The organism is Neobacillus cucumis, from assembly GCF_023715505.1.
The window spans coordinates 25,819-52,268 of sequence record NZ_JAMBOH010000013.1; the positions used below are offsets into that span (position 1 = coordinate 25,819).

The window sequence follows — 26,450 nt, forward strand, 5'->3', positions numbered from 1 at the left end:
TCCAGTATTTTTTCTATCGGAATGCTATATCTCAATAAAAAATGACTATCAAATTAGTATACATTTTGATAGTCACCTTCCTTTATATTCTTATGGTTTGCCATTGTGACGGAACCCGTAAACAAAATCGCCGGGCGAAATTATGCTTTATAGCTTGATTTAAACTCTCTAATCTTCGCTTTGACCGTTTCTTTCACAGCTTCCTTACCTGGTGTAAGAATTGCCCGGGCATCATACACTTCTTTATCGTTCTCGAGCACATTTCTGACGGCTTTTGCCCATGCCTGTAAACATTCTGTATTCACATTAATTTTGGCATGACCTAATTCAATCGCTTGATGAATTTGGTGTAATGGGATACCTGAACCACCGTGTAAAACAAGCGGGACATTAGTTAATTCTGAAATTTCCTTCATTTCAGCGAACCCTAATTTCGGTTCTCCTTGGTACGGTCCATGTACAGAGCCAAGGGCCGCTGCCAGTGCATCGATGTTTGTTTCTTGGACAAGCCGTAAACATTCCTGTGGATCCGCGTAATTAATACCGCCGATAAGACCATCCTCATTACCGCCCACAGTTCCGACCTCAGCTTCCACTGTCACACCGTGAAGTCGGGCATAGTCAGTCACTTGCTTTGTCATAGCAATGTTTTCTTCAATCGAATGGTGCGAACCGTCAATCATAACAGAGGTATATCCAGCGTCAATGGCCTCTTTACATCTTTCCACACTATTCCCATGATCAAGATGCAGGGCAACCGGTACCGTAATCTTCTTTTCCTCTACAATTCTATTTACCATCATAGCGATCGTCTTAAATCCGCCTAAATAATCTACTAGTCTATCGGATGAGGCGACAATGATAGGAGACCGCTCCTCTTTAGCCGCTTCCAGTATCGCTTCTGCCCATTGAAAGCTATTGATATTAAACTGGCCTACTGCATACTGTTCTTTTTTTGCTTTTTCAAGCATTTCTTTCATCGGAACTAATCTTGATGTTGCGATCATTTCCATCCCACCCCTCTTGTCGGAATTTTCAAACTAATTAAGCTGGATCAAATTCATGTGAATTTGATCCAACCTCACGTTGTTTTTCGCTTATTAGTATTGTTTTGCCGTTTCTAGTTTTTGCTTTCTTAACTCAAATGCCTTTTGAATGCTTTCTTTATCAGATACTTCTGCCACGCCGACATTCCACCAGCTCTCATAGCCGTCAGTCATCGTTTTAGGAAGAACTTTAATATCGATTAGGGTTGAGCCTTCCTGTTTCTTGGCATCCTCTAAAGCTGCTTTCAATTCTTCGACTGTATTGACGCGGTAGGTTTTTGCACCATATCCTTCCGCCACTTTTGCATAATCAATATTTAAGATTTTATTATCATGGGTTCTAAATTCACAGAAATAACTGCCGCCGCCATGATCCATTTGTAAATTGTTGATACATCCAAATCCTGAATTATCAAAGAGGACAACATTGATTTTTTGTCCATATTGAATAGACGTAATGAATTCAGAATGCAGCAATAGGAAGCTGCCATCCCCTACAAGTGAATAGACCTCTTTCGTTGGCTCCGCTAATTTTACCCCTAATGCACCGGATACCTCATACCCCATGCATGAGTAGCCGTACTCGACATTGTACGTATTAGGCTCAGATGTATTCCATATCCGCTGTACGTCTCCTGGAAGGGACCCAGCTGCCGTGATGATCACGCTATCAGGTGAAATGGTTTCATTCACGGCTAGTAAGGCCGTCGTCTGAGCAAGCTCTGTGTTAAGTGCGTCCGCATATTCATTCAATACTTCTTGAGAAAAATGATTTTTAACTTCCGGAACGAAATTCTCACGCTTGAATGTTACTTGACCCAAACGGTCACGTTCAGCATTCCATTCTTCTTTTAATTCAGCAATTTCACTGCCAAAATCACTTTCATACCCTTCTAATAATGGAGCCAATTGCTCTAATGTTGTTTTTGCATCTGCGACAACTTGGAAGGCATCCATTTTATATGCCTGTAGACGGCTGACATTGATGTTTAAGAACTTGGTTTGATCGAAGTCAAAGGCCGTTTTGGAAGAAGTGGCAAAATCGGTATATCGTGTTCCAATTCCAATAAATAGATCGGCTTGACGTGCTGCTTTATTGGCTGCCAGTGTACCGGTAATTCCCATTCCACCCAGATTATTTTTAAAATTGGACTCGACTGTTGCTTTACCTGCTTGTGTTTCTACTAATGGGATATTATGTTTTTCCGAAAGCGAGACCAAAATATCACGTGCTTGGGAGTATTTTGCTCCACCGCCCACTAAAATGACTGGTTTTTTACTTGCACGGATTAGTTCAGCAGCTCCCTTAAGCTCTCGCTCTACCGGTGCTTTACGATCCACATAATGGACGCGTTTTTCAAAGAATTTTTCGTCATAGTCAAACGCTTCCCCTTCTACATCCTGCGCAATACAAATTGTTGCCGGACCGGCTTTTCCTGGGTCGGTCATCACTTCAAAGGCACGAAGCAAGCTTGGCATTAACTGCTCTGGGCGTGTAATTCGATCCCAATATCTAGACACTGGCTTTAAGGCATCATTTGTCGTTACAGCTAAGCTATATTCTTGTTCTACTTGTTGTAAAACAGGATCAGGCTGTCTGCTTGCAAAGGTATCACCCGGGATAAACAATACAGGGATATTATTTGCCAAGGCAGTCCCGGCGGCTGCAGCCAAATTGGCTGAACCTGGTCCAACAGATGTCGTGACGGCATAGATCTTTTGACGAAGTATTTGTTTACTGTAAGCAATCGCTGCATGTGCCATCCCTTGTTCGTTTTTCCCTTGAATCACTTTTAAATGTCCTGAGTATTGCTCAAGTGCCTGCCCAATCCCCAAAACATTTCCATGTCCAAATACATTAAAGATTCCTTCAACAAATAAAGATTCTTTACCATCCACATAGATATATTGTTGATTTAAAAATTTAATTAGTGCCTGCGCGGTCGTTAATCTAATTTTCCCCATGGCTATTCTCACCTCAAACTGTTTGTTCAGCTTTTTCTGATCTTTCAGCAATTAATTGTTCAATTTCGGCAACGGTTGGCATCGCTTCTGAAGAACTGTGTTTACTTACCACAATCGCTGCAGAGGCACTGCCAAATTTAAGAGCGGTTTCAATATCCTTGCCTGTGATTAAAGCGTATAAGAAAGCAGATGCGTAAGAGTCGCCTGCACCAAACGTTTTTAATACTTTCGTTAGGTAAGCATGGCCTCTGAATGTTTCGCCTGATTTTGAATATGCATAAGATCCTTCTACACCGTGCTTAATCACAACTAGTTCTGGAGAGTATTTAAACAAATGATTAATCGTCTCAGAGTTGCTGCCCGCTGTCACGTTTTCCATCACATCGAACTCATCACGAGTACCGACCACTACATCTGCCTGCTCTGCCACTAATGAATAATAAACAGATGTTTCTTCAGGAGATGCCCATGTATAACCACGATAGTCCAATTCAAAAACAATCTTCACATCATGTTTTTTGGCTAAATGAATGGCTTTTAAAACGGCCTCACGGGAAGGGCTTTTTGCTAAAGCTGTCCCTGAAACAAGAAGAACTTTTGCTTTTTTAATATAGTCTTCATCTACCTCAGATGGCTGTAAATAAAGGTCAGCTACTTCATCACGGTACATTAAAATACTGCATTCTTCCGGACTTTTAATCTCTGTAAAAGCTAGTCCTGTTTTATGTCCTTCTTGATCAATCACCATGTTGGATGTATCCACACCAACACCGCGCATATACTGCTCAATAAATCGTCCATGCTGGTCATTGGCAATTTTGCCGATAAATCCTGCTTTTAGTCCAAGCTTCGAGGATCCAATCGCAATATTGGCAGGTGAACCGCCGACATATTTTTTAAATGTCATCGTTTCTTCCATTGGACAGTTGTATTCCACCGCGTTTAGGTCCATGCATGCACGGCCAATGGCGATTAGGTCAAATTCTCTATCAGAATGAAATTGAAGGTTCATTTTTTTATAACATCTCCTCTTATTTGCGATTTAAGATCCATTCATGGGCTGGCTCATTGTGGAATTTCCAAATACGTGTTGGTCCTGCCATTACATTCAAGTAATAGGATTCATACCCATCTGGAACCCCAACAGGATGGTAACCGGCTGGTACTAGCACGACGTCGCCATTCTCTACTGCCATGGTTTCATCAATGGAACGGTCATCTGTGTAGACACGCTGGAAGACAAATCCTTGGCGGGGGTTCATTTCATGATAGTAGCTTTCTTCTAAAAAGGACTCATTCGGCAAGTTATCCTGATCATGCTTATGCGGCGGATAGCTTGACCAGTTTCCGCTTTCTGTGAATACTTCGACCACTAGTAAACTATTTGCAGAAGGGTCTGAATCTGGTAAGATATTATGAACTAAACGCTTATTGCTATACTTCCCTCTATTTTCAATTCCATTGTCTTCCGCTTTTATCAACTTAGTAGGCAATTGTTTAAAAGATGGGGAGTAGCAAAGAGCGACACGAGCTTGACTCACAGCCTTCACTTCAAAAGAACGATCATTGGATACGTAAACACTATCGGTCGGTTTCTTTTCAAATACACTTTCTCTAGTGCCTATATTTAAAAATTCTTGTTCATGATCAGACACATTTATTTTACCTGTTAGGGCGACAATGCAGCATTCTACTTTTGCTAGTTCCTCTGTATATGTACTGCCTGGAGTTAGGTCGATTACTTTAAATCCCACATATTCTAATGAAGAATTTTCACTTGTTACTTCATGAACGATGGTTACACCTGGTGACGTTTCTTTAAGATTTGGCTTTCGGAGTAATTTACTCACTTTGTAGTTTCCTCCTCTTTATGTGAATTCTAGTAATGGCTATTATCCTAGCAGCATTTAGCAGGATAATAGCCGAATGTTCCAGTTGCTCGTAACTTATTCAAATGATGGAGCTTTATAATTAGCTGTAACTACTTTTTTACGTGTATAAAAGTCTACACTGTCTTTCCCGTTTGCAGGTAATGTTCCGTAGAAGGAAGATTTCCATCCAGAGAATGCGAAGAATGCCATTGGAGCTGGAACACCTAAGTTAATTCCAAGCATACCTGCATCGATATTTTCACGGAAGTAACGAATGGCCGAAGCGTTTGATGTATAGAGACATGCGCCATTTGCAAATTCTGATTGATTAGCTGTTTCCACCGCTTCTTTTAAGTTTTTAACACGCACGATCGATAGGACTGGCGCAAAAATTTCATCTTTCCAGATCGCCATATCGGTTGTTACATCATCAAAAATAGTTGGTCCTACAAAATATCCTTCTTCAGGAAGGTTTCCTCTTCCATCACACACTAATGTCGCACCTTCTTCAATACCCTTTTGGATATACCCTAATGTCCGCTGCTGATTTTCTTCGCGGATCACTGGGCCTAAGAATACGCCTTCATCCAAGCCGTGACCGATTTTTAATTCTTTTGACTTTTCTACTAATCTATCAAGAAATGCATCGGCAATTCCTTCTTCTACGGTTACAACAGAACAAGCCATGCAGCGTTCGCCAGCTGAACCAAAGGCAGACGCAATAACGTTGGTTGTAGCAAGTTCCAAATCCGCATCATTTAAAACGACTGAATGGTTTTTAGCTCCTGTTAAGGCTTGAACACGCTTTAGGTTTTGACTTCCGCGTTTGTAAACATATTCTCCGACAGGTTTTGAACCAACGAAGGAAATAGCTTTCACTTCCGGGTGGTCTAACAATCCATTTACCACATCATGTGCACCGTGAACAACGTTGAAGACACCTTTAGGAAGACCGGCTTCCTCTAATAGTTGAGCAAGTTTTTGCGCTAAAAGCGGTGTTCTTTCAGATGGTTTAAGAACGAAGGTGTTACCAACCGCAATGGCCATTGGGAACATCCAGCATGGCACCATCATCGGGAAGTTAAATGGGGTAATCCCGCCAACAACACCAATTGGATAACGATAATTCGTGATTTCTACATCTGTTGCAATGTTAGTAAGCGAATCTCCCATCATGAGTGTTGGAGCACCAGCAGCAAATTCCACATTTTCAATTCCGCGTCCTACTTCACCTAATGCTTCAGATAGGTTTTTGCCATTTTCAATCGTGATAATACGGGCTAATTCTTCTTTATTTTTTTGTAAAAGTTGGTGGAAGTCAAATAAAACTCTTGCCCGCTTTTGCACCGGTACGTTTTTCCACTTTTCAAATGCCTTTGCTGCCACTTCTACAGCATAATCAACTTCTTCTTTTGTTGAAAGAGGAACTTGGGCAATAATTTCTTTTTTAGCAGGATCATAGACATTCTCAAATTGTGTTGTTTTACTTTCGACCCATTCACCATTTATATAGTTTTTTAGTTTTTCTACCTTCACCATTACATTAGTCATATGTTCTTCCTCCTTAAGAAAAATCCATTGTAGTTTTTGAGTATATTAGAGTGTAAAATCATCTAGTTGACTGATAGAACTGTTAAATCTCTTTCAATTCTTTATCATATGTTGGTTATATTTTGGTTATCTTTGATTACATCTTAATACTAAAAACGCTTTCAGTCAACTGTTTTTTTAATATTATTTGGCGAATTTGTTTACAGTTTACCAGTTAAGAACTGTGCTTCACCAAACCCAAAACTCCAGTCAGCTGCCCCGTTCGTTACCATCGAAATCATGATATCATTCGGTTCGATTCCGCACTCTTCTCCTAACCCTTGTACTAATAGATGATAAAAATCCTTTTTTTGCTTATCACTTCGTTGGGTACTTGTGACAGATACAATCACTACATTGCGGCTTCTCTCAAATCCTAAACCAGTGTCTTCAATGATAAGCTCATTTGCTCGATGTTGGGTTACGATTTGGTAGCGATCTCTTTCAGGGACTCCAAACGCCTGCACAACAGCACGGTGAGAAACATCTAATAATTGTTTCAACTCGTTTTCATTTCGGCCTTCTATTAAGTCAAATCTAATTAACGGCATTCGATCCCCTCCAATTAGCTTTATATTCAACACCAACTTTTTATTAACTATTGAGTATATGTTGGTTATATTGTGATTATATCATAATATTAATTTGAGATTCAACCGATAATTTCATCTTACTTTAAATAATTAAGAAGACCTTAGAGGCAAAAGAACACAGATTTATAATAAAGACTGTGTTAAAGCCTATTGTTGATTTATAACATGTTGATTGGAGCGGAAAGCGAAGCGCATGGAGTGGAAATCAATTTTCAAAATTAATAATAAGGCTAAAATCAAAAAAACCTTTCCTCTTAATCGAAGAAAGGCTTTTTATTCTAAATATATAATCCCTCTTTAATAGATTTCAATGTTAGTTCATTGGACCACTCTGGTCTATCAGGATAGGCAAATACTGAATTAGTTACAATTCCATCAAATCTCATTTCTCTTAATTTCCGATATAAGGCATCAAAGTTTACTTCCCCTTCACCAGGATTTAAATGCTGATGGATGGTTACATTCGCATTTGGTGGATTAATAATATATCGCAAGCCAAATGCTGCTTTATGATTAAGTGTATCCGCAATTAAAACATGGGCAAGTAAATCTCCTGCTTCATCTAAGTGTTTGGCTACATCGCCAATACCATCATCATAAAAGAAAGCATGTGCTACAGAATATACCAGCTTAATCCAATCCTTATCAAATGCACGAATCATTCGAATGGCTTCTGTGTTTAACTCAATAAAGTCATTTGGATGAGATTGTAAATTTAGGTTAATTCCTTCTTTTTCAAAAATCGGCATTAACTCTTCCATTGATCTTACAAAAGCAGCTTCACTTTCTAGCGGACGACTTTTGTCCCCACTAAATTCGCTGTTCATTAAATCTACTCCTAATTCAGAAGTAATTTCAATGCAACGCTTCCAATTTCTAACCGCAGCTTGGCGTTCTGCTTCGTTTGGTGAAGACCATTGCTGCACAGGAAGTACGGACGAGATTTGAACGCCGGCATCTGAACAATATCTTTTTAAATCTTTTATCAGCTGTTTATCAACCTTGGGATATTCATAAAACCAAATAAAATCTTTACGCGGAGATAACTCTACCCATTCATACCCTAATCTAGCAACTGCATCGATAGTCTCTTTTAAATTAGTATTGTCACGAAAATGTGATGGATCGTATGCTAAACGCATTCTAATGTTCCCCTTTCTTTTGTAGGCCAAAGCGCTTTCAATTTAATCAACTTCAGATAACCAACTTTTTATAATATGTTGGTTAACTTTTGGTTATCTATAAGTACATATTAATACGAATTGTTCTTACAATCAATGTTTTTTTCCATTTTTTTTAGAAAAAGTGACATAAAAAATCCCCATCAATACGTGGCATTAGCCAATAAAGAAGGGGATTCAGCTAGATACCTAGTCAGCAAGGACAAGTTGAATGGCATGATTTTTTGCGTATTCTTGATACATCTCATTCGGAATCTTATCGGTAACTAGGTAATCAATCTCATCTAAACTGCAATAGGTCATTAACCCATATTTATCAAATTTATCGTGATCTACCAATAAATAGACCTCTGAACTTCTGCTGACAATGGTCTTTTTTAATTCACTTTCTAGTGGTGATGCATTCGTTACGCCGTTTAAGAGTGAAATACCAGTAGAAGCCATAAAGGCTTTCCTAATATTGTAATCCTTTAGTAAATCCATATTTCGCGGGTTAACAAACGAACTTGTTTTCCGTTCAAGCATTCCGCCGATGGAGATGACATTTAAATTTTCATATGGAATTGCACAAACAATTAAATCAATATTATTTGTAAAAATAGTCAAGTGTTTTTCCTTTATATATTCAAACATTTCAATCGTAGTGGTCCCTGAATCTATGAAAATAAAATCTCCATCTTCCACAAAACTTGCGGCTTTTTTTGCAATTAACTCTTTTTGTTCTTGATTACGCACACTTCTATCTTGAAAAGATTCAAGCTTTTTGTGAATAGAAGATACCCCTCCATAGACCTTTTTCAGTTCCCCGCGATCTACTAACTCTTGTACATCGCGTCTGATTGTATTTTTAGATACATCAAACACTTTAACCAATTCGTCAAGTGAAGCTGATTGATGTTCTAATACATATTCTTGAATTTTTTTGATACGCTTTTCCTTTATCATCTATTTCACCCTAGTCTTGCAATAAGTTTTTTGTTATCGTTTACATTTCATTATATTATATATACATATATATTACCAACAAATAACCAAAACTTCTCTTCTTTTTTTTAAAAGGATGAAATGATTCTTTAATTACCGATCATGTTTTACATTCTAATTAGCAATGACAAGTTGGATGCCATTTTCCTTAGCGTATTTTTGATAGGAGCCATTTGGAATCGTATCGGTAACGATATAATCAATCTCACTTAAACTACAATAGGTCATTAAACCATACTTATCAAATTTATCATGGTCTACCAATAAATAGACCTCTCTACTCCTGCTGACAATGGTCTTTTTTAATTCACTTTCTAGTGGCGATGCATTCGTGACTCCATTTGATAGTGATATACCGGTAGAAGCCATAAACGCTTTTTTTATATTGTAATCTTTAAGTAGATCAAGATTTCGCGGGTTGCCAAACGAATTGGTTTTAGGGTCAAGCATCCCACCCATTGAGATGACATTTAAATGCTCAAACGGAAAGGCCCGGATAATCAAGTCAATACTATTTGTAAAGATGGTTAGGTGTTTGTCCTTTAAATACTCAAACATTTCAATGGTAGTGGTTCCTGAATCGATGAAGATAATATCTTCATTTTCCACAAAACTTGCGGCCTTTTTCACGATGGATCCTTTTTGTTCTTGGTTACGTCTTTTTCTATCTTGAAAGGATTCAAGTTTTTTATGAATGACCGATACCCCGCCATAAACCTTTTTAAGCTCCCCTCGATCTACTAACTCTTGTATATCACGTCTGATCGTATTTTTAGATACATTAAAAATATTCACTAATTCATCTAATGAGGCTGAATCATATTCTAAAACATACTCTTGAATTTTTTTTATGCGTTTTTCTTTAATCAATTCATTTCACCCCCCCTATGATTCATTTTGATTAACATCTATACAAATATATTATCAATAATTAACCAAAACTTCACTATTTTTTCTCGAAAAATAAGCACAAATGGATAAATGGTGTGATAAAAGAGAGGATTTTATTACCAAATGTTGGTTCAAGGGGATTTATCAAAAAAAAAACCGAGCCCTATTAGGACCGGTCTTTGTGTCTTTCTTCTAAAGTTCTTAAAACTTCTTTAAACGGAAGCCCCTGTTCTACCAATAAAACCTGAAGGTGATAAAGCAAATCGGCCGCTTCCCATCGAAGTTCTTCATGGTCACGGTTTTTGGCGGCAATAATCACCTCTGCCGCTTCTTCGCCGACCTTTTTCAAAATCTTATCGACGCCTTTTTCAAACAGGTATGTTGTATACGCACCTTCTGGACGCTCTTTTTCACGATCTAAGATGACCTTTTCTAGTGATTGCAGGATCTGATAGTCAGCAAAATTGGCTTCACGGTCCACAATCCGTTCTGAAAAACAGCTGACGGCGCCAGTGTGGCAGGCAGGTCCTTTCGGATAAACCTGTACTAATAACGCATCCTGATCACAGTCATAATTGATGCTGGCTACTGTCTGGGTATTGCCGCTGGTTGCTCCCTTATGCCACAATTCCTGGCGGGAACGGCTGTAAAACCAAGTTTCGCCACTTTCGATCGTCTTTTTCAAAGATTCCTCATTCATATAAGCGAGAGTTAACACTTCTTTTGTATCAGCATCTTGTACAATCGCGGGGACAAGCCCCTTTTCATCAAATTTCACGTTCATCGTATGCTCACTCCTTTTTCCCTTAAAAAGCTTTTAACCTCATCTACGGATGTTTCCTTATAATGAAAAATGGAGGCAGCAAGAGCTGCATCGGCTTTTCCAGCTAAAAAGGATTCAGCAAAATGGCCGGCATTTCCAGCACCGCCTGAAGCGATAACAGGAATGGTTACAGCTTCACTAACCGCTTTGGTCAGTTCTAAATCAAATCCATTTTTCTCGCCGTCACTGTCCATACTTGTAAGGAGGATTTCCCCTGCGCCAAGTTCAGCTGCTTCAACTGCCCACTCGACTACTTTTTTCTCTGTCGGTGTTCGGCCGCCGTGGGTATAGACACGCCAGGTCCCGATTTTAGGATCAAATTTCGCATCGATGGCCACCACAATGCATTGGGAGCCGAAGTAACTGGCGCCTTCCTTGATCAAGCCGGGATTTAAGACTGCCGCTGTGTTCAGCGACACTTTATCGGCACCGGCCCGGAGAATTTTTTTCATATCCTCTAAGGCATTGATGCCACCGCCAACGGTGAACGGAATCGCAAGCTCAGATGCTACAGCCTTAACAACCTCAACCATTGTTTTCCGGCCCTCAACGGATGCGGAAATATCGAGGAAAACCAATTCGTCTGCACCTTGCTCATCATAAAATCGCGCTAGTTCAACAGGATCGCCGGCATCGCGGAGCTGGACAAATTGGATGCCTTTAACAACCCGGCCATCCTTTACATCAAGACAGGGAATAATTCGCTTGGTTAATGTCACTTTACTCCCACCTCTTCCAATGCTTCCTTAAGGGTAAAGCGATTTTCGTAAAGGGCCTTTCCTACAATCGCTCCTCGAATCCCTTTTTTCGCAATAGCCTGTAAGTCGGCAAGACTGCTGACACCGCCGGAGGCAATGACATTTTTCCCTGTCACTTCAGCCAGTTCCCAAACCGCATTAATATTCGGGCCGGCTAAGGTACCATCTGTAGCAATATCGGTAAAAATAAACGTTTCGGCACCTGCATCGGCAAATCGCTTGCCAAGCTCAATCGCCTTGACGGATGATGTATCAAGCCAGCCATGTGTGGCGACATAACCGTTTTTCGCATCAATGCCTACGGCAATTTTTGCCCCATACTTTTCTATCATTTCGATCGCAAACTCTGGATTGGAAACGGCAATACTGCCAATAATCACGCGGTCGACGCCATTTTCCAAATAGTGGAGGATATCCTCTTCTGTGCGGATCCCGCCGCCAATTTGAACTTTTGCATCTAGGTTTTGCGCTGCTTCAATGACAAAACGGTCATTTACGCGCTTGCCGTCTTTCGCACCATCAAGGTCGACCATATGGATCCATTCGGCCCCCGCAGCTGCAAAGCTTTTTGCCATTTCAAAAGGGGAATCCCCGTAAATGGTTTCTTTATCATAGTCCCCTTGAAGGAGACGGACACATTTGCCGCCCCGCATATCGATTGCCGGGTAAATCGTTAAACTCATCGAACCGCATCCCTTTCCGCTGCCAATTTTAAAAAGTTATCCAAGAGAGCCATCCCAAGTCTGCTGCTTTTTTCAGGATGAAATTGCATTCCAAAAATATTATCTCTTCCTACGACCGCTGAGACTTGTTCATGGTAGTCAGCCTTTGCCAGAAGGGCATCATTATTGTCAGCATCGACAAAATAGGAATGCACGAAATAAACGTAATCTTCAGTTAGATCGTTTAAAAGAGGGGAATCTTGAACAAATTCTAGCCTGTTCCAGCCCATATGCGGCACTTTGTAGGTTTCGCCTGCCGGTGTAGTACCTGGAAAACGGCGGACCTTACCCGGAAGCAGCCCAAGTCCTTTTGTCAGACCATTTTCTTCACTTTCTTCAAAAAGCAGCTGCATGCCAAGGCAGATGCCCAATAACGGCTTACCGGTTGCAGCGAATTCCTTTATCGTCTCTACCTGTAAGCGTTCCATTGCATCACGGAAGGAACCTACTCCCGGGAGAATTAACGCATCAGCACTAAGTAACTCGTCTTTATCAGCGGAAATGAAATAATCTGCTCCTAGCCGCTCAAGGGCTTTGCTGACGCTAAACAGGTTTCCCATCCCGTAATCTACGATTCCAATCATCTCTGTCACCTTCCTTAAGTCGATTTGTCCGCGCTCGCTGTTAAAGCATTCCTTTGGTTGATGGCACACCTTTGATGCGTGGATCAACGGTCGTTGCCTCGTCTAATGCTCTCGCTAATGCCTTAAAAACGGCTTCAATCATATGGTGGGTGTTCTGACCATAATGGACGATGACATGGAGGTTCATCCGGGCCTCAAGGGCAAGCTTCCAGAGGAACTCGTGAACTAGCTCAGTATCAAACGTTCCGACTTTTTGACTTGGGAATTCTGCACGCATTTCAAGATGCGGGCGGTTGCTAAGGTCGACGACTACCTGAGCAAGCGCCTCATCCATTGGTACGAATGCATTTCCGTAACGCTTGATGCCGCGTTTATCACCAAGGGCTTCTCGGAGGGCCTGGCCCAAACAGATACCGATATCTTCAGTTGTATGATGATCATCGACTTCAATGTCCCCTTTGGCATCGACGGTTAAATTAAAATGTCCGTGCTTGGTAAATAAATCAAGCATGTGGGTCATGAACGGGACGCCGGTTTCCAAATTGGACTGGCCTTCTCCATCAATATCAAACGCTAGTTTAATTTGTGTTTCGCCTGTATATCGTTCAATACTTGCAGATCTTTCCATATGCGCTCTCCTTTTTACTCTTTTAAATAGTTGGTGTAGGGGATTGAGGATCATACCTTGTGTTTTTCTGTAAGTTTTGTCTTCATTAACCCCTCATGTGGACAGTTCCTTTGGATTTCTCCTTAGTTTTGTCCTCATGAACCCCTCATGTGGACAGTTCCTTTCGATTTTTCCCTAGTTTTGTCCTCATGAACCCCTCATGCGGACAGTTCCTTTGGATTTCTCCCTAGTTTTGTCCTCATGAACCCCTCATGTGGACAGTTCCTTTGGCTTTCTCCCTAGTTTTGTCCTCATGAACCCCTCATGCGGACAGTTCCTTTGGATTTCTCCCTAGTTTTGTCCTCATGAACCCTTCTTGAGGACAGTTCCTTTGGATTCCCAACTAGATTTGTCCTCATCAATCCCTCTTAAGGACAGTCCTTTCGGTTTCCCTGCCGGCTTTGTCTTCAATGAGCAATTTATTTATCGTTCTTCAGCCTTGTCTCAACCGCACGAGCGTGGGCCTCGAGCCCTTCCATCCGGGCGAAGGCTGCGATTTTTGCTCCGTTCTCCTTCAAAGCCTTTTCACTATATATAATTACACTAGATTTCTTCTGAAAATCATCGACATTCAGCGGGCTGGAGAACCGTGCTGTTCCATTTGTCGGCAGAACATGATTCGGTCCGGCAAAATAATCGCCGACTGGCTCTGAACTATACCGGCCAATAAAAATGGCGCCGGCATGACGAATTTTCCCCAACAGCTCCATCGCATTTTCGGTGATCACTTCCAGATGTTCCGGTGCTAATTGATTGACCGTTTCGACCGCTTCGTCGAGATCAGCTGTTACATAAATCGCACCGTAATCGGCAATCGCACGAGAAGCGATATCCCTGCGCGGCAGTACAGCAAGCTGTTTTTCCACTTCCTCGGCAACCGCTTCTGCTAACGCAAGTGACGGGGTCACAAGAACACTGCAGGCGCGCGGGTCGTGCTCGGCTTGTGATAACAAATCAGCCGCCACTTCATCAGCACGGGCTGAATCATCTGCTAGAACGGCAATCTCACTAGGACCGGCAATCATATCAATATCGACATCGCCAAAGACTTCGCGTTTGGCCAGAGCGACAAAGATATTTCCAGGTCCGGTAATTTTATCAACAGGAGCAATGGATTCTGTTCCGTAAGCAAGCGCAGCAACCGCTTGAGCGCCGCCTACTTTAAAAATTTCTTTGACGCCTGCTTCTTTTGCAGCCACTAACACCGCTGCAGGAAGTTTCCCTGATTCATCTGGAGGAGATACCATCACAATCCGCTTCACTCCAGCTACTTTCGCCGGAATCACATTCATTAAAACGGATGATGGATAGGCCGCCGTGCCCCCTGGTACATACACACCCACTGAATCAAGCGCGGTGATTTTTTGACCCAGGATTGTTCCATTTTCTTCGGTTGTCATCCAGGAAGGGCGGAGCTGCTTCTCATGAAAAGATTTAATATTCTCTGCTGCTTCGCGTACGATTTCGATATACTCCTGATCTACGTCAGCATAGGCCGCTTCTATTTCACTTTCGGTCACCGAAAAAGAAGATAGTTGGACGCGGTCGAATTTTTCGGTAAACTCTCTTAATGCCTCATCGCCGCGATTGCGAATTTCCGTAATGATTCCCTTTACAACGGCGAGCTGCTCGGAGGTGCCTGCTTCAATCGACCGTTTGATGGAAACCAATTCGTTTACTCTTAATATTTTCATAACTAAAGCCCCCATTACACTACTTCGCTAAGTCGTTTCACCATATCATCAATCTGCTGATCCTTAAGGCGGTAACTGACAGGATTGACCACAATCCGTGACGTTACATCCTTAATTCGTTCATACTCCACAAGTCCATTTTCCTTTAATGTCCGTCCGGTTGACACAATATCAACAATCCGGTCAGATAGCCCGATAATTGGAGCAAGCTCAATCGAACCGTTTAGTTTTATAATTTCAACCTGTTCCCCTTGCTCACGGAAGTAAGCCTCAGCCACATTCGGATATTTGGTGGCGACTCGAGGTGCGACGTCATTCATTTTTGTATCCGGAAGGCCGGCAACTGCCAAATAGCAGTAGCTGATTTTTAGATCGAGAAGTTCGTAGACATCGCGCTCTTCTTCTAGCAATACATCTTTGCCGGCAATTCCGACATCAGCCACACCGTGCTCTACATATGTAGCGACATCCATCGGCTTTGCTAAAATAAACCGTAAGCCCTCCTCGGGAACGTCAATAATTAGTTTTCGCGAATCATCAAATTCCGGCGGCAGCTTATAACCCGCTTTTCGGAGCAGTTCTACGGCCTCAATAAAAATCCGCCCTTTTGGCATCGCAATTGTTAATAGGTTACTCATTGGCGCGCCCTCCAATTAAATAGGTTGTCTCGGCAAACCGTTTCGTAAACGCATCAAGATTTCTTACGCCGGTGATATCCTGCAGGACAGCTTTTTTCCCTTGATCATGCATGCTTGCAGCCAATTCGAATGCTTCCTTCCGCCGTTCCTGACTGAAGAAGATGCAGTGTGTGGTGTTTTCTAGCTGCCCGCCTTGAAGTGCTTCTAGGAGCATATCCATTCGGACGGCAAAACCAGTGGCGCTCGCCGTTTTGCCAAATTTCTCTATTAAACTATAGCGGCCGCCATTTCCGATTGGGAAACCCACATTTCCGGCATAGGCTTCAAAAAGGATACCGGAATAATAGCTCATATGGCTGACAATCGTAAAATCAAATTTCACATATTCTGCCACGCCATAGTCTTTAATAACCTCCCACAATTCCTTGAGTTCAAGGATGGCCTGTTTGCCTTTGTCATTCTCGATGATATCGAGAGCCAAGCCAATGATTTCTTCTCCCCCTCGTAATTCGAGAAGCTGCAAGAGTCTTTTTTTATCAATGGATGATAGCGGAAGCGAGTTTACGTGCTCGCGGTAGCCTACATAATTTTTTTCAAATAAATATTTTCGTAATGTGGTGGCTCTGCCATTTGTTCCAAGGATTTGAACAAACAGTTCGTTCGCAAAGCCTACATGTCCGATTGAGACTTGAAATTGCTCAAGTCCTGCTTTTTTTAATGAAGAAATCAAGAGGGCAATAACCTCTCCATCACAAGAAACAGTTTCCTCATTGAGGCATTCCACGCCGATTTGTTCAAATTCTGCCGGACGTCCGCCTTCGCGCTGCTGGGCACGGAATACATTGGCCGAGTAGGCTAATCTAACGGGAAGGTCCTCATTTAAAAGCTTTGAGGCAGCTACCCGGGCAATCGGAGCGGTCATATCAGGTCTTAGTACGACTGTATGCCCTTCTTTGTCGAGCAGTTTAAATAACTGCTGGTCCGCGATTGCAGATGCTGCTCCAACGGTTTCGTAATATTCAAGTGTTGGGGTTTCGATAAATTGATACCCCCACAGTTTCAAGGTATCTGCCACCCCGGTGCGGACTTGATGTTTTTTTTCATATAGTTCTGGCAATGTGTCCCGCATCCCCAGCGGCTTTTCAAACATAAACAAGCGGCTCATTATGCTCATCCTTTATCTTCAGATTTGCTTTTATTTTTCAAAATCCTTTAGTCTGCTAATGTGCTAATAAACTAAAGTTTACCTTTTTCCTCACGCTCCGTCAATCAAAAACACTTAAGTTTCTTATATTTTAAACTAGTTTTCCTTCTAGTACGCAATAAATTTATCGAATTTTCACGAGATTCAGCAGAATTTGTTTTATTATAGCAAAAAAACACCCCTGAATATGATCAGGAGTGCATTTTGTATTATTACTGGAATTTCGGATTGCTTTTTACTAACTTTACAGAAGTTGCTTTACTAGTATTTCCAGCTGCGTCTGTGGCTGTAAAGGTTAACACTGTATCATGTGTCTGAGCCGATTTAAATGGGATGGTGAATACTCCATCTTGACCGGCTGAAATACTGCCTAGCAGTGTTTTTCCATTATAAACGTTTACGGTTGAACCTGCTTCCGCTTTTCCAGTTACACTCTTTGCTGGAGCAATGATTTGTCCAACTACTGGCGCATCTGGAGCTGTAACATCTTTAACAACCACTTTTGTTTCAGTGCTTGTGTTTCCTGCCACATCAGTTGCTATGACGATTACTTCCGTACCAGCTTTTAATGGTGAAATGCTTACTTCATACGTTCCATCAGAGTTTGCGGTCGCTGTCCCAATGACTTGACCATTAGCTTTTACTTCCACCTTTGCACCATCTTCTGTTTTTCCGGTAACTTTTGTAGATTGATCGGTTACTTCATTCACAGCTGGCGCGGCAGGTGCAACCTTATCAATTAAGATTCTGCCTTCAATTTGTGCTGAAATTGGCGCGGTAAAGGACTTAATATAGTTTACAAATGCATCAAGGTCAGATGACCATGTCGTTCGGTTTGTGCCCTGCTTAAGAACAACGAATCCATCGCCGCCGTCTGCCATGAAGTTATTGACAGTTACAGAATAGATTCCATTGGGATCAATTTTTGATCCATCTTGCAGATAAATATCGATTACTTTCTGTCCTAGTGGTAAGTTATTGGACCAAGTGTACTTCAAACCAGAAATTTGCATAATTCGGTTTCGATCGGCTGCAAACTGTTGATTTAGTAATATTCTTACTTGCTCACCAGTGATTTTCATTGTAACAATATCGTTGCCGAATGGCTGGATTGCAAATAAATCACCCCATGTTATTGGCCCTGCTTTTTTGATATCATCACGGATACCACCGACATTCATAAAGGCAAAGTTGGTATTGGTTGCCGCTCTCATTCCATCAGCGATCAGGTTACCGAGTGGCGCTTCCCCTGCTTCATTAGTAGTACGTGAAATTGGCGCCGCTGCATTCCCTACTACTTGATTTGTTATTGGAGCCACATCCGCCTGATATTTGTCCATCTCTGCTTTAATTTTTGCATCAAGATGGGCAGCATCTTGGAACGTGGTCACAATTTCTGCTCTTTTCTCAACAATATCCTGCGTAACCGGGTCAATAGTTAAATCGACATCAGAGAAAGCTGTTCCATAAGAATACGATTGAACTAGCAGTTTTCCATCAACTGTGGAGTTTAAATATTTATGGTCATGCGCTCCAAAAATAACATCCACTTCATCATCGACTGCCTTGGCAATATCGACTACTTTACCAGTTGGGTTGGAGCCGTCTGTCGCTGAAGTACCAGGGTCATGAGCAAGAACGACAATCGATTTAATACCTTGACCTTTTAATTCAGCTGTATACTTGTTGATCGCTTCAGCTTCATCTGTAAATTTAACTCCAGCCACACCACTTGGCGTAACAATACTTGGTGTTTCGGTTGTTACCACACCGATAAAGCCAACTTTCACCCCGTCTACTTCCTTAACCACATATGGAGGCAAAATTAACTCACCTGTATCTTCTTTCTCCACGTTTGCTGCAACGTATGGGAAGTCTGCGCCCTCAAATTCACCATATTTCTCAACGGTCTTAGGATGAGAACCGCCATTAATTAAACGAAGCATCTCGGTGACGCCTTCATCAAATTCATGGTTACCAATCGTACCGACATCAAAGCCAATTTCATTTAGAATTCGGATCGTAGGTTCATCTTGTAATAAAGCAGACACAGGACGGCTTGCACCAACTGCATCTCCTGCTTGGACCATTAACGTGTTCGAAGGATTTGCTGCTTCTCTTTCCTTTAAGTAACCCGCTAAATATTCAATTCCGCCGGCAGGTTTACCTGCTACAGTGGTTTTATAGTCTAGTTGTCCGTGTAAATCGTTAATACCTAGTAATTGAACATGAACGTCTTGTTCAAGCGCATATTGTTCAAAGCCATCAGAAGTCGGACCAACATCTTTAATAGTAGGTGATGATGCTAAAACATCTTTTGCCGCTGGTGAAGATTTAAAGGTTAATGTCTTCGCTACTCCACCAACAGGAGCGATTTTCCAGTTATTATCCGCAACAGGATTTACAACCCCTTGTGCCTTAATATAATCCATTAAAATCTGACGGTTTTCTAAAGGCGAATCAACTACAATGGTTGCCTTTCCACCTTTCGTTCCTGGGAAGTTCCCGCCGCCGCTTGCACGATAGTTATTAGTCGCAACAATAAATTTTTGATTTGGATCAATCGCTGATCCATCCATATTAGTAAAATGAATAATACGGTGAGCATCTGGGTTAGAAACCACACCTGTCGTATAGTTATATCTTGCTGGCTGTGTAACATCGATTTGGTATTTAACTCCATCAATGACATCAAAATTGAATGGCTGGAATCCATAATCGATTAATTCTTGTGCGTTGGCATTATTAGGATCAATGGTGTTGAATTGTGACGCAGACATTTCTAACCATTCTTTCACTTCTGCGCCCGTTAATTCTACAGCTTTTAATGTGTTGTTATACAAATAAAGGTCATTGGCACTCTTTATGGAAAGGTCGCCTTTTGCAATGTTTGTATAATCTGTTGCCCCTTGGCGGCCTGCTTTGAATGGTGCACCGGCAGAAATGACTGGTACATCTTTAAGGTCTGGACGGTTCTTATCAATCCAACTCTTCACATAATCTGTTTGTGCATTGTTGACTATCTGAATCGTTGGGTCATCCATTACACGAGAGAAGTAGCTTGACATTGGTGCACTTGTCTCACCAATTTTCCCGCGTACATATGCAAGTGTTGCCTCGTGTTCTGCACTTACGGCCTTAACAATATCAGGATCTTCTGTAGTTGTACCTATTACTGGCATATCTACTGATTTTGAAGCAGCCTTATCGGCTGTCCATGTTCCATCTGCTTTTTGAACTAATGCCAAGTCAAGAACACCTAAGTTATTACCCCAAAACCCTGCTTCTACTGCAGGTGTACCATTAATCGTGCCTTTAGTAGTATCAAGGCCTGCTAAATCTGGATTTTCAAGTTTGCTGCCTTGATGGAACTCTTTACCTGCTGGGAACGCATAGTGGGCATGCCCAAATAATAGGGCATCGATGCCAGAGACTTTACTTAATGAATATACGGCATTTTCGGCATCCGCTTGTCCATCATTTGTTACATCACAGCCGGAGTGGGCAATGGCTACAATCACATCTGCACCTTTTGCCTTCATTTCTTGAACATATTTTTCAGCTGTTTTAACGATATCTTTGACAATAACCTTTCCTTGAAGGTTATCTTTATCCCATTGGAGAATTTGCGGCGGTGCAAACCCAACAATTCCTACATGGACTGTTTGTTCGACACCGTTTTTGTCTTTTATTTTTTTAGGAATGATTTGATATGGAGTAAAATAGTTTTTATCATTGGTTGGATCGCTGTCATGATCATCTTTATAGATATTTGCGTTGACGATTGGATATGGAGCATTTTTTAAGGCAGTATCTAGAAACTTTAGACCATAGTTAAACTCATGGTTCCCGACGATCCCCCCGTCGTATTTTAATAGCTTCATCGCCTTAAACATTGGGTGGACATCGTTTTCTGTGATAGGATTAACCTTTGCTGCGTAATCTGCCATTGGATTTCCCTGGAGTAAATCACCAGCATCAAACAGCATCGAGTTACTTGGATCTACCTCTGCTCTTGCTTGCTGGATTAATGTGGCAGTCTTTGATAAACCATAGTTAATTCCAGTCGCTGTATCTTGGTAGTAATCATAAGCCATTGCGGCATCATGCAGGTCCGTTGTTTCCAAAATCCTAAGAGTAGCGGTATTAGCTGTCTCCGCTGCTATTGCCTTGTAAGGTATTGACGGTGATACCATTGTGCTGAGTATTAAAGCTGTTGCGGCTAGTTTACTATATCTACTAATATTCTTCTTTTTCATTTGCCTCTTCACCTATCCCCTTTGATTAAATTTTCTAGCTAAGACCTCCATTTTCTATCTTTCTAATAACCCTCTCCTTTTTTAAGATTCAGAAAAATCCCGGCATTTGGTTCTCATTCTCTCTCTTTAATAGCAGCCAAATTTCAACATTTTTTTTAATAGAATTTTTAGCACTAAACTAGTTTCTATTAATTTCTGAATCTAATTGTATGCATTCTCTATTATTATAAAGTTCCAAACCAAGAACAAAAACGTGTCCTTTTTCCTAATTTTTGTAAAATTAATTTGAACAATGTAAAAAAGTCTGATCAAGTATGACCAGACTTTTTTACATTTCGATAGATAGGGTCCTCTGCCCAGCGTTCCTCTAGTTCTTCTTTCGTATAAATGACCCGCATCGGGTTTCCTCCGACGAAACATCCAGGCGGTACGTCCTTATGAACTAACGTCCCAGCTGAGACGATCGCACCATCCCCTATCATTATCCCAGGAAGAATCGTCGAGTTGGCCCCGATCATGACTTCATTCCCAATTACGACATTCCCAAGCCTGTACTCTTTAATTAAATACTCATGGGCGAGAATGGTCGTATTATAACCAATAACCGTATTGCGGCCGACACTAATTTTCTCTGGGAACATGACATCGAGCATCACCATTAGAGCAAAGGAGGTTTGCTCCCCCACCTCAACCCCTAGAAAGGTACGGTATAACCAGTTTTTCATACTCAAGAATGGTGTATATCTCGCAAGCTGAATGACAATAAAATTTCTGACAACCTTCCAAAATGGCACCGTCTTGTAAACGTGCCACAAAGAGTTCGCCCCATCGACAGGATAGCGGGTCGTATTTCTCATCCTTCTCACTCTCCGAGAATGGTTAATAAGTCAGTCATGTTCTCTAACATATAATCAGGTTCATAACTTGCTACGTAGTCACGGCCCTTAATCGACCAAGCCACACCGGCTGTTAACGTACCGGCATTTTTACCCGCCAAAATATCATGGTAATTATCGCCGACCATCATCGTTTCAGAAGGAGTTGACTTCAACTGCTCCAAGGCGTTAAAAATCGGTTCCGGATCCGGCTTCGTCTTTTTCACATGTTCGTAGGCAACAATGACTTCAAAAAACTGCTCTAAGTTCATTAACCGAAGGCCTTTTAGCGTTACATCAAGGCGCTTGGTTGTCACCACGCCTAACTTAAACCCGCGCTGCTTCAACGTCTGGATCGTTTCGGTCACCCCGACAAACTCTTTTACAAGTTCATCGTGCTTGGAGATATTATACTCACGATAGGCCGCAATCATTTCCTCGACCTGTTCGGGGTCCGGAGTCATACTGCCAAACGCCTCATGGAGTGTGGGGCCAAGGAAAGGGAGCACATCCTCGCGTTTATACTTGCTTGGAAAATATTTTTCCAGCGTGTTCAAGTAAGTCGAAATAATTAATTCATTCGTATCGATTAAAGTCCCATCTAAATCAAAGAGTATCGTTGTGATTTTGTTGTTCATTGCTGAATTCCTTTCTCATTAGCTAATGCCAGCTATTTTAATTCGTTTGATCTAAGTAATGCGCCTCGGCAGGATTTTTTGTGCGTCGATAAACCAAAATTCCCAAAGCTACTACAATCAACACAATCGAAATGGTTTGCGCCATCCGAAGGCTTCCAAGCATCAAACTATCTGTTCTAAGTCCTTCGACGAAAAAGCGGCCGACCGAATACCAAATAACATAAGATAAAAACAGTTCCCCGCGGCGGAAATTCACGCGGCGCAGCAGGATTAATAATAAAAAGCCAATGAAATCCCAAACTGATTCATATAAGAACGTTGGGTGATAATAGGTCCCATTAATATACATTTGATTGATGATAAAGTCAGGTAAATGCAAGCCCTCAAGGAATGACCTTGTTACTTCGCCGCCATGAGCCTCCTGGTTCATAAAATTACCCCAGCGGCCAATCGCCTGTCCTAAAATGATGCTAGGAGCAGCAATGTCAGCAATTTTCCAGAAAGAAATCCCTCTTTTTCTGGCAAAAACGATGGTGGTAATAACTGAACCAATTAGCGCTCCATGGATAGCAATTCCGCCATTCCAAATTTTCGGGATGTCTGCGGGATGACTGCCATAATAATCCCATTCAAATATCACATAGTATATCCGCGCCGAAATGATCGCGATGGGGATGGCCCATAGCATTAAATCGGCAAATGTGTCCTTAGGTAATCCTCTTCGGTTGGCCTCTCTAATCGCCAGATACAAGGCAAGTGCCAATCCGGAGCCGATAATAATCCCATACCAATGCACCTGAATCGGGCCAAGTGAAAAAGCAATTGGATTTAATGGCTGTATGGTTTCGTTCATCTCATTCTCCCCTTACTCGTGATCTCCCTCTTCAATTACATCTGACAGGCGGTCGGTAAATTGCTGCGCCGCATTTACACCCATCCGTTTTAAACGGAAATTCATCGCAGCTACTTCAATAATAACAGCCAGGTTTCGTCCCGGACGAACTGGAACCGTTAGTTTTGGAATATCGGTGTCAATAATCCTCATTTTTTCCTCGTCCAAGCCAAGGCGGTCATATTGCTTCTTTGCATCCCAAATTTCCAGATTCATAATAAGCGTAATTCGCTTATTGCTGCGGACCGCTCCTGCACCGAACAAGGTCATCACATTGATGATCCCCAAACCGCGGATTTCTAATAAATGTTCAATTAAGTCCGGTGAAGTCCCGACCAATGTATCCTGGTCTTCCTGGCGAATTTCCACACAATCGTCGGCCACGAGCCGGTGCCCGCGCTTTACTAGTTCGAGCGCCGTTTCACTTTTACCAACGCCGCTTTTCCCTGTAATTAACACGCCAATCCCATAAACATCGACCAAAACACCATGAACAGCGGTTGTCGGCGCAAGCTTACTTTCTAAAAAGTTGGTTAAACGGCTGGAGAAACGGGTCGTTACCATGTTTGTCTTTAGGACGGGAACAGACTCTCGTTCGGATGCCTCAATTAATTCTTCAGGCACATCAATACCTCTTGTGACAATGATTGCCGGAGTCACATCTGTACAAAGTCGTTCCATTCGTGAGGCGCGGTCTTTCGGAGATAGTTCACTAAAAAAGGATAATTCTGTTTTCCCTAACAGCTGGATCCGCTCAGCCGGATAAAACTCGAAATATCCGGCCATTTCAATCCCTGGACGAGATATATCACTCATGGTAATCGGGCGGTTAATCCCTTCTTCACCACTAACTAATTCGAGATTAAATTTTTCAAAGATATCTTTGGTACGTACTTTTGGCAAGAAGATTTCCTCCTCAAACGGATGTATTTTTAAAAAAATTAGAATAAGAAGAATTCATACCTCCTATTTTAGCATTTTTTGAAAAAGAACCAAATGGTAGTTGCGTAAAAAAGGAAAAAGGTGCACTCCCATTGGAAAGGAGTGCACCTTTTTAGGTTATTTCTTGGCCTTTCTTGATGGCTCGAACAGTGTTTTTTGAATGAGGACGTTAACGAGCGACATCAGCACAGCAAAAAACAGGGCCATGCCAAAACCATTAATTTCAAAGGCTGTTCCCATCAAATAATCCGTTAGCTCAAGTGTAACGGCATTGATGACAAACAGGAAAAGTCCCATGGTTAAGATTGTGACCGGTAAGGTAAATAAAATCAACAGCGGACGGACGAGTACATTTAAGATTGATAATAAAACGCTCGCTTCTAGTGCGGCCACGAAGCCGGTTAATTGAAAGCTTTCATGAAAATAACCGGCGAGTGCCATAAATAATACCGCATTTATCAAACAACCTAGCAGCCATCTCATTTAGGTAAATCTCCTACTTTTCTTCTTGTGATTGGTGGATCGTGATGGAACCTGTTTTCGTATCGGCATAAATGTGTGCTAGTTTTTCTGGGTGATTAATCGATTGGAAGCGCAGTGATTTTTGGATCATTTCACTTTTCTCCTCCAGCACCTGAATGCCGACTAAGTTGACGTGAAATCCGCCAAGATTAGTTCTTAAATTCCCATTTACCGGGAGGCCATCAGGGATATAGAGGTCGATTCCTCCCGCAGCCGTTTTGGCCTGAATCAATTCAGCTTGGTTTCCATGAAGATTTACACTGATATTTCCTTTAAACGACTCCATTTCAAGCTTTTTAAACTCTCCGGCAAGTTGGATGGCACCATTAATTGTTTCTGCTTCGACTTTATCAAATTGGCTGCCTTTCAGCTTAATTTTTCCATTCGCTGTTTCCAGTTCTGTATTCTTACCGGTGAAGCGGTCAAGGGAGATTTTTCCGTTAGCCGTTTTTACACGCAGTTCATCTACATTCATTTGTTCCCCAGTAATCGGACCATTAAACAACCTGACCCGTACCCGGTTATAAACGGCTTTTGGTACGTACACGACTGCTTCGACCTTCATCCATTTCTGCTGGGTGCTAAAACGTAATTTCTCATGTTCCACAGTGAAAAGGACATCCCGTAAAAAATTTTGCCGAGCCTGGTCCTGGTTTTCCACTCGGTATACCTTTGCCTGACACTCAACTCTGACATCAGGCTGCTCCCAGCCAACGAGCTTGATGGCTCCGTTTGCGACGTCAATGTCGATATCTTTTATAGCGGCTTCACCTTGATGGAATATATGCGAGATATCCACGGATTGGCCGAAGTTAAGATCTAAGTCTAAGTCTTTAATTTTTTTAAAAGCAAAATCAACAAATTCAAAGATTTTGTCCTTTGTAGATTGATATTTGGCTTGGAACGGCTCTTCCTTTTTGGCTTCCTCAAATTGGACGGTGGTGGACAGCTCATTGACAAGTTGCGCCTGTTTTTGCTCCATGGATTGCTCTGCTTTTTCCAGTTCTTCAAGAAGCTTTAAGGCTTCATCGGCCTTTAGTTTTCCTTCCTCGACCATTTGTAAAATCCGTTTTCTTTCCTCTTTCATTTTTTCCACCTCTACCCTAATGAA

Annotated in this window: 24 protein-coding genes; all 24 read right to left on the reverse strand. The window is 41.7% G+C overall.

Annotation, left to right across the window (positions count from 1 at the left end; translation table 11 throughout):
- Positions 1-140: 140 nt before the first annotated feature.
- The 24 genes from fba to M3226_RS18380 all read right to left on the reverse strand — a co-directional run bounded on the left by fba (position 141) and on the right by M3226_RS18380 (position 26,426).
- The gene (gene fba, locus M3226_RS18265; protein WP_251567758.1) at positions 141-1,007 is read right to left on the reverse strand and encodes a class II fructose-1,6-bisphosphate aldolase; all 867 of its coding nucleotides are present in this window, start codon (positions 1,005-1,007) and stop codon (positions 141-143) included.
- A 93-nt stretch (positions 1,008-1,100) separates the two neighbouring features.
- Positions 1,101-3,011, reverse strand: coding sequence for a 3D-(3,5/4)-trihydroxycyclohexane-1,2-dione acylhydrolase (decyclizing) (iolD, locus tag M3226_RS18270; RefSeq protein WP_251567760.1), 1,911 nt, complete (start codon positions 3,009-3,011; stop codon positions 1,101-1,103).
- A 13-nt stretch (positions 3,012-3,024) separates the two neighbouring features.
- Complete coding sequence (gene iolC / locus M3226_RS18275) at positions 3,025-4,023, reverse strand: 5-dehydro-2-deoxygluconokinase (RefSeq protein ID WP_251567762.1); 999 nt, start codon at positions 4,021-4,023, stop codon at positions 3,025-3,027.
- A gap of 19 nt (positions 4,024-4,042) precedes the next feature.
- The gene (iolB, locus tag M3226_RS18280; protein ID WP_251567764.1) at positions 4,043-4,861 is read right to left on the reverse strand and encodes a 5-deoxy-glucuronate isomerase; all 819 of its coding nucleotides are present in this window, start codon (positions 4,859-4,861) and stop codon (positions 4,043-4,045) included.
- Positions 4,862-4,957: 96 nt separating this feature from the next.
- Positions 4,958-6,421: a CoA-acylating methylmalonate-semialdehyde dehydrogenase gene (locus M3226_RS18285; RefSeq protein WP_251568001.1), complete on the reverse strand. Its 1,464-nt coding sequence runs from the start codon at positions 6,419-6,421 to the stop codon at positions 4,958-4,960.
- 212 nt (positions 6,422-6,633) lie between these two features.
- Entirely contained in the window at positions 6,634-7,023 is a 390-nt protein-coding gene (locus M3226_RS18290) for a tautomerase family protein (RefSeq protein WP_251567766.1), read from the reverse strand.
- 320 nt (positions 7,024-7,343) lie between these two features.
- Positions 7,344-8,207, reverse strand: coding sequence for a sugar phosphate isomerase/epimerase family protein (locus tag M3226_RS18295; protein ID WP_251567774.1), 864 nt, complete (start codon positions 8,205-8,207; stop codon positions 7,344-7,346).
- Positions 8,208-8,435: 228 nt separating this feature from the next.
- Positions 8,436-9,191: a DeoR/GlpR family DNA-binding transcription regulator gene (locus M3226_RS18300; RefSeq protein WP_251567776.1), complete on the reverse strand. Its 756-nt coding sequence runs from the start codon at positions 9,189-9,191 to the stop codon at positions 8,436-8,438.
- Positions 9,192-9,344: 153 nt separating this feature from the next.
- Entirely contained in the window at positions 9,345-10,100 is a 756-nt protein-coding gene (locus M3226_RS18305) for a DeoR/GlpR family DNA-binding transcription regulator (RefSeq protein WP_251567778.1), read from the reverse strand.
- Positions 10,101-10,287: 187 nt separating this feature from the next.
- The gene (gene hisIE / locus M3226_RS18310; RefSeq protein ID WP_251567780.1) at positions 10,288-10,905 is read right to left on the reverse strand and encodes a bifunctional phosphoribosyl-AMP cyclohydrolase/phosphoribosyl-ATP diphosphatase HisIE; all 618 of its coding nucleotides are present in this window, start codon (positions 10,903-10,905) and stop codon (positions 10,288-10,290) included.
- Entirely contained in the window at positions 10,902-11,663 is a 762-nt protein-coding gene (hisF, locus tag M3226_RS18315) for an imidazole glycerol phosphate synthase subunit HisF (RefSeq protein WP_251567782.1), read from the reverse strand. Before hisF ends, hisIE begins: the two co-directional genes overlap by 4 nt.
- Positions 11,660-12,385, reverse strand: coding sequence for a 1-(5-phosphoribosyl)-5-[(5-phosphoribosylamino)methylideneamino]imidazole-4-carboxamide isomerase (hisA, locus tag M3226_RS18320; RefSeq protein WP_251567784.1), 726 nt, complete (start codon positions 12,383-12,385; stop codon positions 11,660-11,662). Before hisA ends, hisF begins: the two co-directional genes overlap by 4 nt.
- On the reverse strand, positions 12,382-13,008 hold the full coding sequence (hisH, locus tag M3226_RS18325; RefSeq protein ID WP_251567786.1) for an imidazole glycerol phosphate synthase subunit HisH: 627 nt from the start codon (positions 13,006-13,008) through the stop codon (positions 12,382-12,384). Before hisH ends, hisA begins: the two co-directional genes overlap by 4 nt.
- Before the next feature lie 40 nt (positions 13,009-13,048).
- Positions 13,049-13,636 carry an imidazoleglycerol-phosphate dehydratase HisB gene (gene hisB / locus M3226_RS18330; RefSeq protein WP_251567788.1) on the reverse strand — a complete coding sequence of 196 codons (588 nt, stop codon included), beginning with the start codon at positions 13,634-13,636 and terminating at the stop codon, positions 13,049-13,051.
- A 458-nt stretch (positions 13,637-14,094) separates the two neighbouring features.
- Positions 14,095-15,369: a histidinol dehydrogenase gene (hisD, locus tag M3226_RS18335; protein ID WP_251567790.1), complete on the reverse strand. Its 1,275-nt coding sequence runs from the start codon at positions 15,367-15,369 to the stop codon at positions 14,095-14,097.
- 14 nt (positions 15,370-15,383) lie between these two features.
- Positions 15,384-16,007, reverse strand: coding sequence for an ATP phosphoribosyltransferase (hisG, locus tag M3226_RS18340; RefSeq protein ID WP_251567792.1), 624 nt, complete (start codon positions 16,005-16,007; stop codon positions 15,384-15,386).
- On the reverse strand, positions 16,000-17,172 hold the full coding sequence (locus M3226_RS18345; protein WP_251567794.1) for an ATP phosphoribosyltransferase regulatory subunit: 1,173 nt from the start codon (positions 17,170-17,172) through the stop codon (positions 16,000-16,002). The genes hisG and M3226_RS18345 overlap by 8 nt, the downstream gene beginning before the upstream one ends.
- A 251-nt stretch (positions 17,173-17,423) precedes the next feature.
- Complete coding sequence (locus M3226_RS18350; protein ID WP_251567796.1) at positions 17,424-21,470, reverse strand: bifunctional 2',3'-cyclic-nucleotide 2'-phosphodiesterase/3'-nucleotidase; 4,047 nt, start codon at positions 21,468-21,470, stop codon at positions 17,424-17,426.
- 308 nt (positions 21,471-21,778) lie between these two features.
- Positions 21,779-22,327: an acyltransferase gene (locus tag M3226_RS18355; protein WP_251567798.1), complete on the reverse strand. Its 549-nt coding sequence runs from the start codon at positions 22,325-22,327 to the stop codon at positions 21,779-21,781.
- 5 nt (positions 22,328-22,332) lie between these two features.
- Positions 22,333-22,983 (reverse strand): pyrophosphatase PpaX, encoded by a 651-nt coding sequence (gene ppaX / locus M3226_RS18360; protein ID WP_251567800.1) that lies wholly within the window; start codon positions 22,981-22,983, stop codon positions 22,333-22,335.
- 37 nt (positions 22,984-23,020) lie between these two features.
- On the reverse strand, positions 23,021-23,836 hold the full coding sequence (lgt, locus tag M3226_RS18365; protein WP_251567802.1) for a prolipoprotein diacylglyceryl transferase: 816 nt from the start codon (positions 23,834-23,836) through the stop codon (positions 23,021-23,023).
- Between the two features lie 12 nt (positions 23,837-23,848).
- Positions 23,849-24,778 carry an HPr(Ser) kinase/phosphatase gene (hprK, locus tag M3226_RS18370; RefSeq protein ID WP_251567810.1) on the reverse strand — a complete coding sequence of 310 codons (930 nt, stop codon included), beginning with the start codon at positions 24,776-24,778 and terminating at the stop codon, positions 23,849-23,851.
- A 156-nt stretch (positions 24,779-24,934) separates the two neighbouring features.
- Entirely contained in the window at positions 24,935-25,300 is a 366-nt protein-coding gene (locus M3226_RS18375) for a phage holin family protein (RefSeq protein ID WP_098530397.1), read from the reverse strand.
- Between the two features lie 13 nt (positions 25,301-25,313).
- Positions 25,314-26,426, reverse strand: coding sequence for a DUF4097 family beta strand repeat-containing protein (locus M3226_RS18380; RefSeq protein ID WP_251567812.1), 1,113 nt, complete (start codon positions 26,424-26,426; stop codon positions 25,314-25,316).
- Positions 26,427-26,450: the final 24 nt, after the last annotated feature.

What these genes read in the sequence shown, in the direction of transcription:
- fba (WP_251567758.1), bottom strand. Translation starts at nt 1,007, where the DNA reads ATGATCGCAACATCAAGATTAGTTCCGATGAAAGAAATGCTTGAAAAA.
- iolD (WP_251567760.1), bottom strand. Translation starts at nt 3,011, where the DNA reads ATGGGGAAAATTAGATTAACGACCGCGCAGGCACTAATTAAATTTTTA.
- iolC (WP_251567762.1), bottom strand. Translation starts at nt 4,023, where the DNA reads ATGAACCTTCAATTTCATTCTGATAGAGAATTTGACCTAATCGCCATT.
- M3226_RS18285 (WP_251568001.1), bottom strand. Translation starts at nt 6,421, where the DNA reads ATGGTGAAGGTAGAAAAACTAAAAAACTATATAAATGGTGAATGGGTC.
- M3226_RS18290 (WP_251567766.1), bottom strand. Translation starts at nt 7,023, where the DNA reads ATGCCGTTAATTAGATTTGACTTAATAGAAGGCCGAAATGAAAACGAG.
- M3226_RS18295 (WP_251567774.1), bottom strand. Translation starts at nt 8,207, where the DNA reads ATGCGTTTAGCATACGATCCATCACATTTTCGTGACAATACTAATTTA.
- M3226_RS18300 (WP_251567776.1), bottom strand. Translation starts at nt 9,191, where the DNA reads ATGATAAAGGAAAAGCGTATCAAAAAAATTCAAGAATATGTATTAGAA.
- hisIE (WP_251567780.1), bottom strand. Translation starts at nt 10,905, where the DNA reads ATGAACGTGAAATTTGATGAAAAGGGGCTTGTCCCCGCGATTGTACAA.
- hisA (WP_251567784.1), bottom strand. Translation starts at nt 12,385, where the DNA reads ATGAGTTTAACGATTTACCCGGCAATCGATATGCGGGGCGGCAAATGT.
- hisH (WP_251567786.1), bottom strand. Translation starts at nt 13,008, where the DNA reads ATGATTGGAATCGTAGATTACGGGATGGGAAACCTGTTTAGCGTCAGC.
- hisB (WP_251567788.1), bottom strand. Translation starts at nt 13,636, where the DNA reads ATGGAAAGATCTGCAAGTATTGAACGATATACAGGCGAAACACAAATT.
- hisD (WP_251567790.1), bottom strand. Translation starts at nt 15,369, where the DNA reads ATGAAAATATTAAGAGTAAACGAATTGGTTTCCATCAAACGGTCGATT.
- hisG (WP_251567792.1), bottom strand. Translation starts at nt 16,007, where the DNA reads ATGAGTAACCTATTAACAATTGCGATGCCAAAAGGGCGGATTTTTATT.
- M3226_RS18345 (WP_251567794.1), bottom strand. Translation starts at nt 17,172, where the DNA reads ATGAGCCGCTTGTTTATGTTTGAAAAGCCGCTGGGGATGCGGGACACA.
- M3226_RS18350 (WP_251567796.1), bottom strand. Translation starts at nt 21,470, where the DNA reads ATGAAAAAGAAGAATATTAGTAGATATAGTAAACTAGCCGCAACAGCT.
- M3226_RS18355 (WP_251567798.1), bottom strand. Translation starts at nt 22,327, where the DNA reads ATGAGAAATACGACCCGCTATCCTGTCGATGGGGCGAACTCTTTGTGG.
- ppaX (WP_251567800.1), bottom strand. Translation starts at nt 22,983, where the DNA reads ATGAACAACAAAATCACAACGATACTCTTTGATTTAGATGGGACTTTA.
- lgt (WP_251567802.1), bottom strand. Translation starts at nt 23,836, where the DNA reads ATGAACGAAACCATACAGCCATTAAATCCAATTGCTTTTTCACTTGGC.
- M3226_RS18375 (WP_098530397.1), bottom strand. Translation starts at nt 25,300, where the DNA reads ATGAGATGGCTGCTAGGTTGTTTGATAAATGCGGTATTATTTATGGCA.
- M3226_RS18380 (WP_251567812.1), bottom strand. Translation starts at nt 26,426, where the DNA reads ATGAAAGAGGAAAGAAAACGGATTTTACAAATGGTCGAGGAAGGAAAA.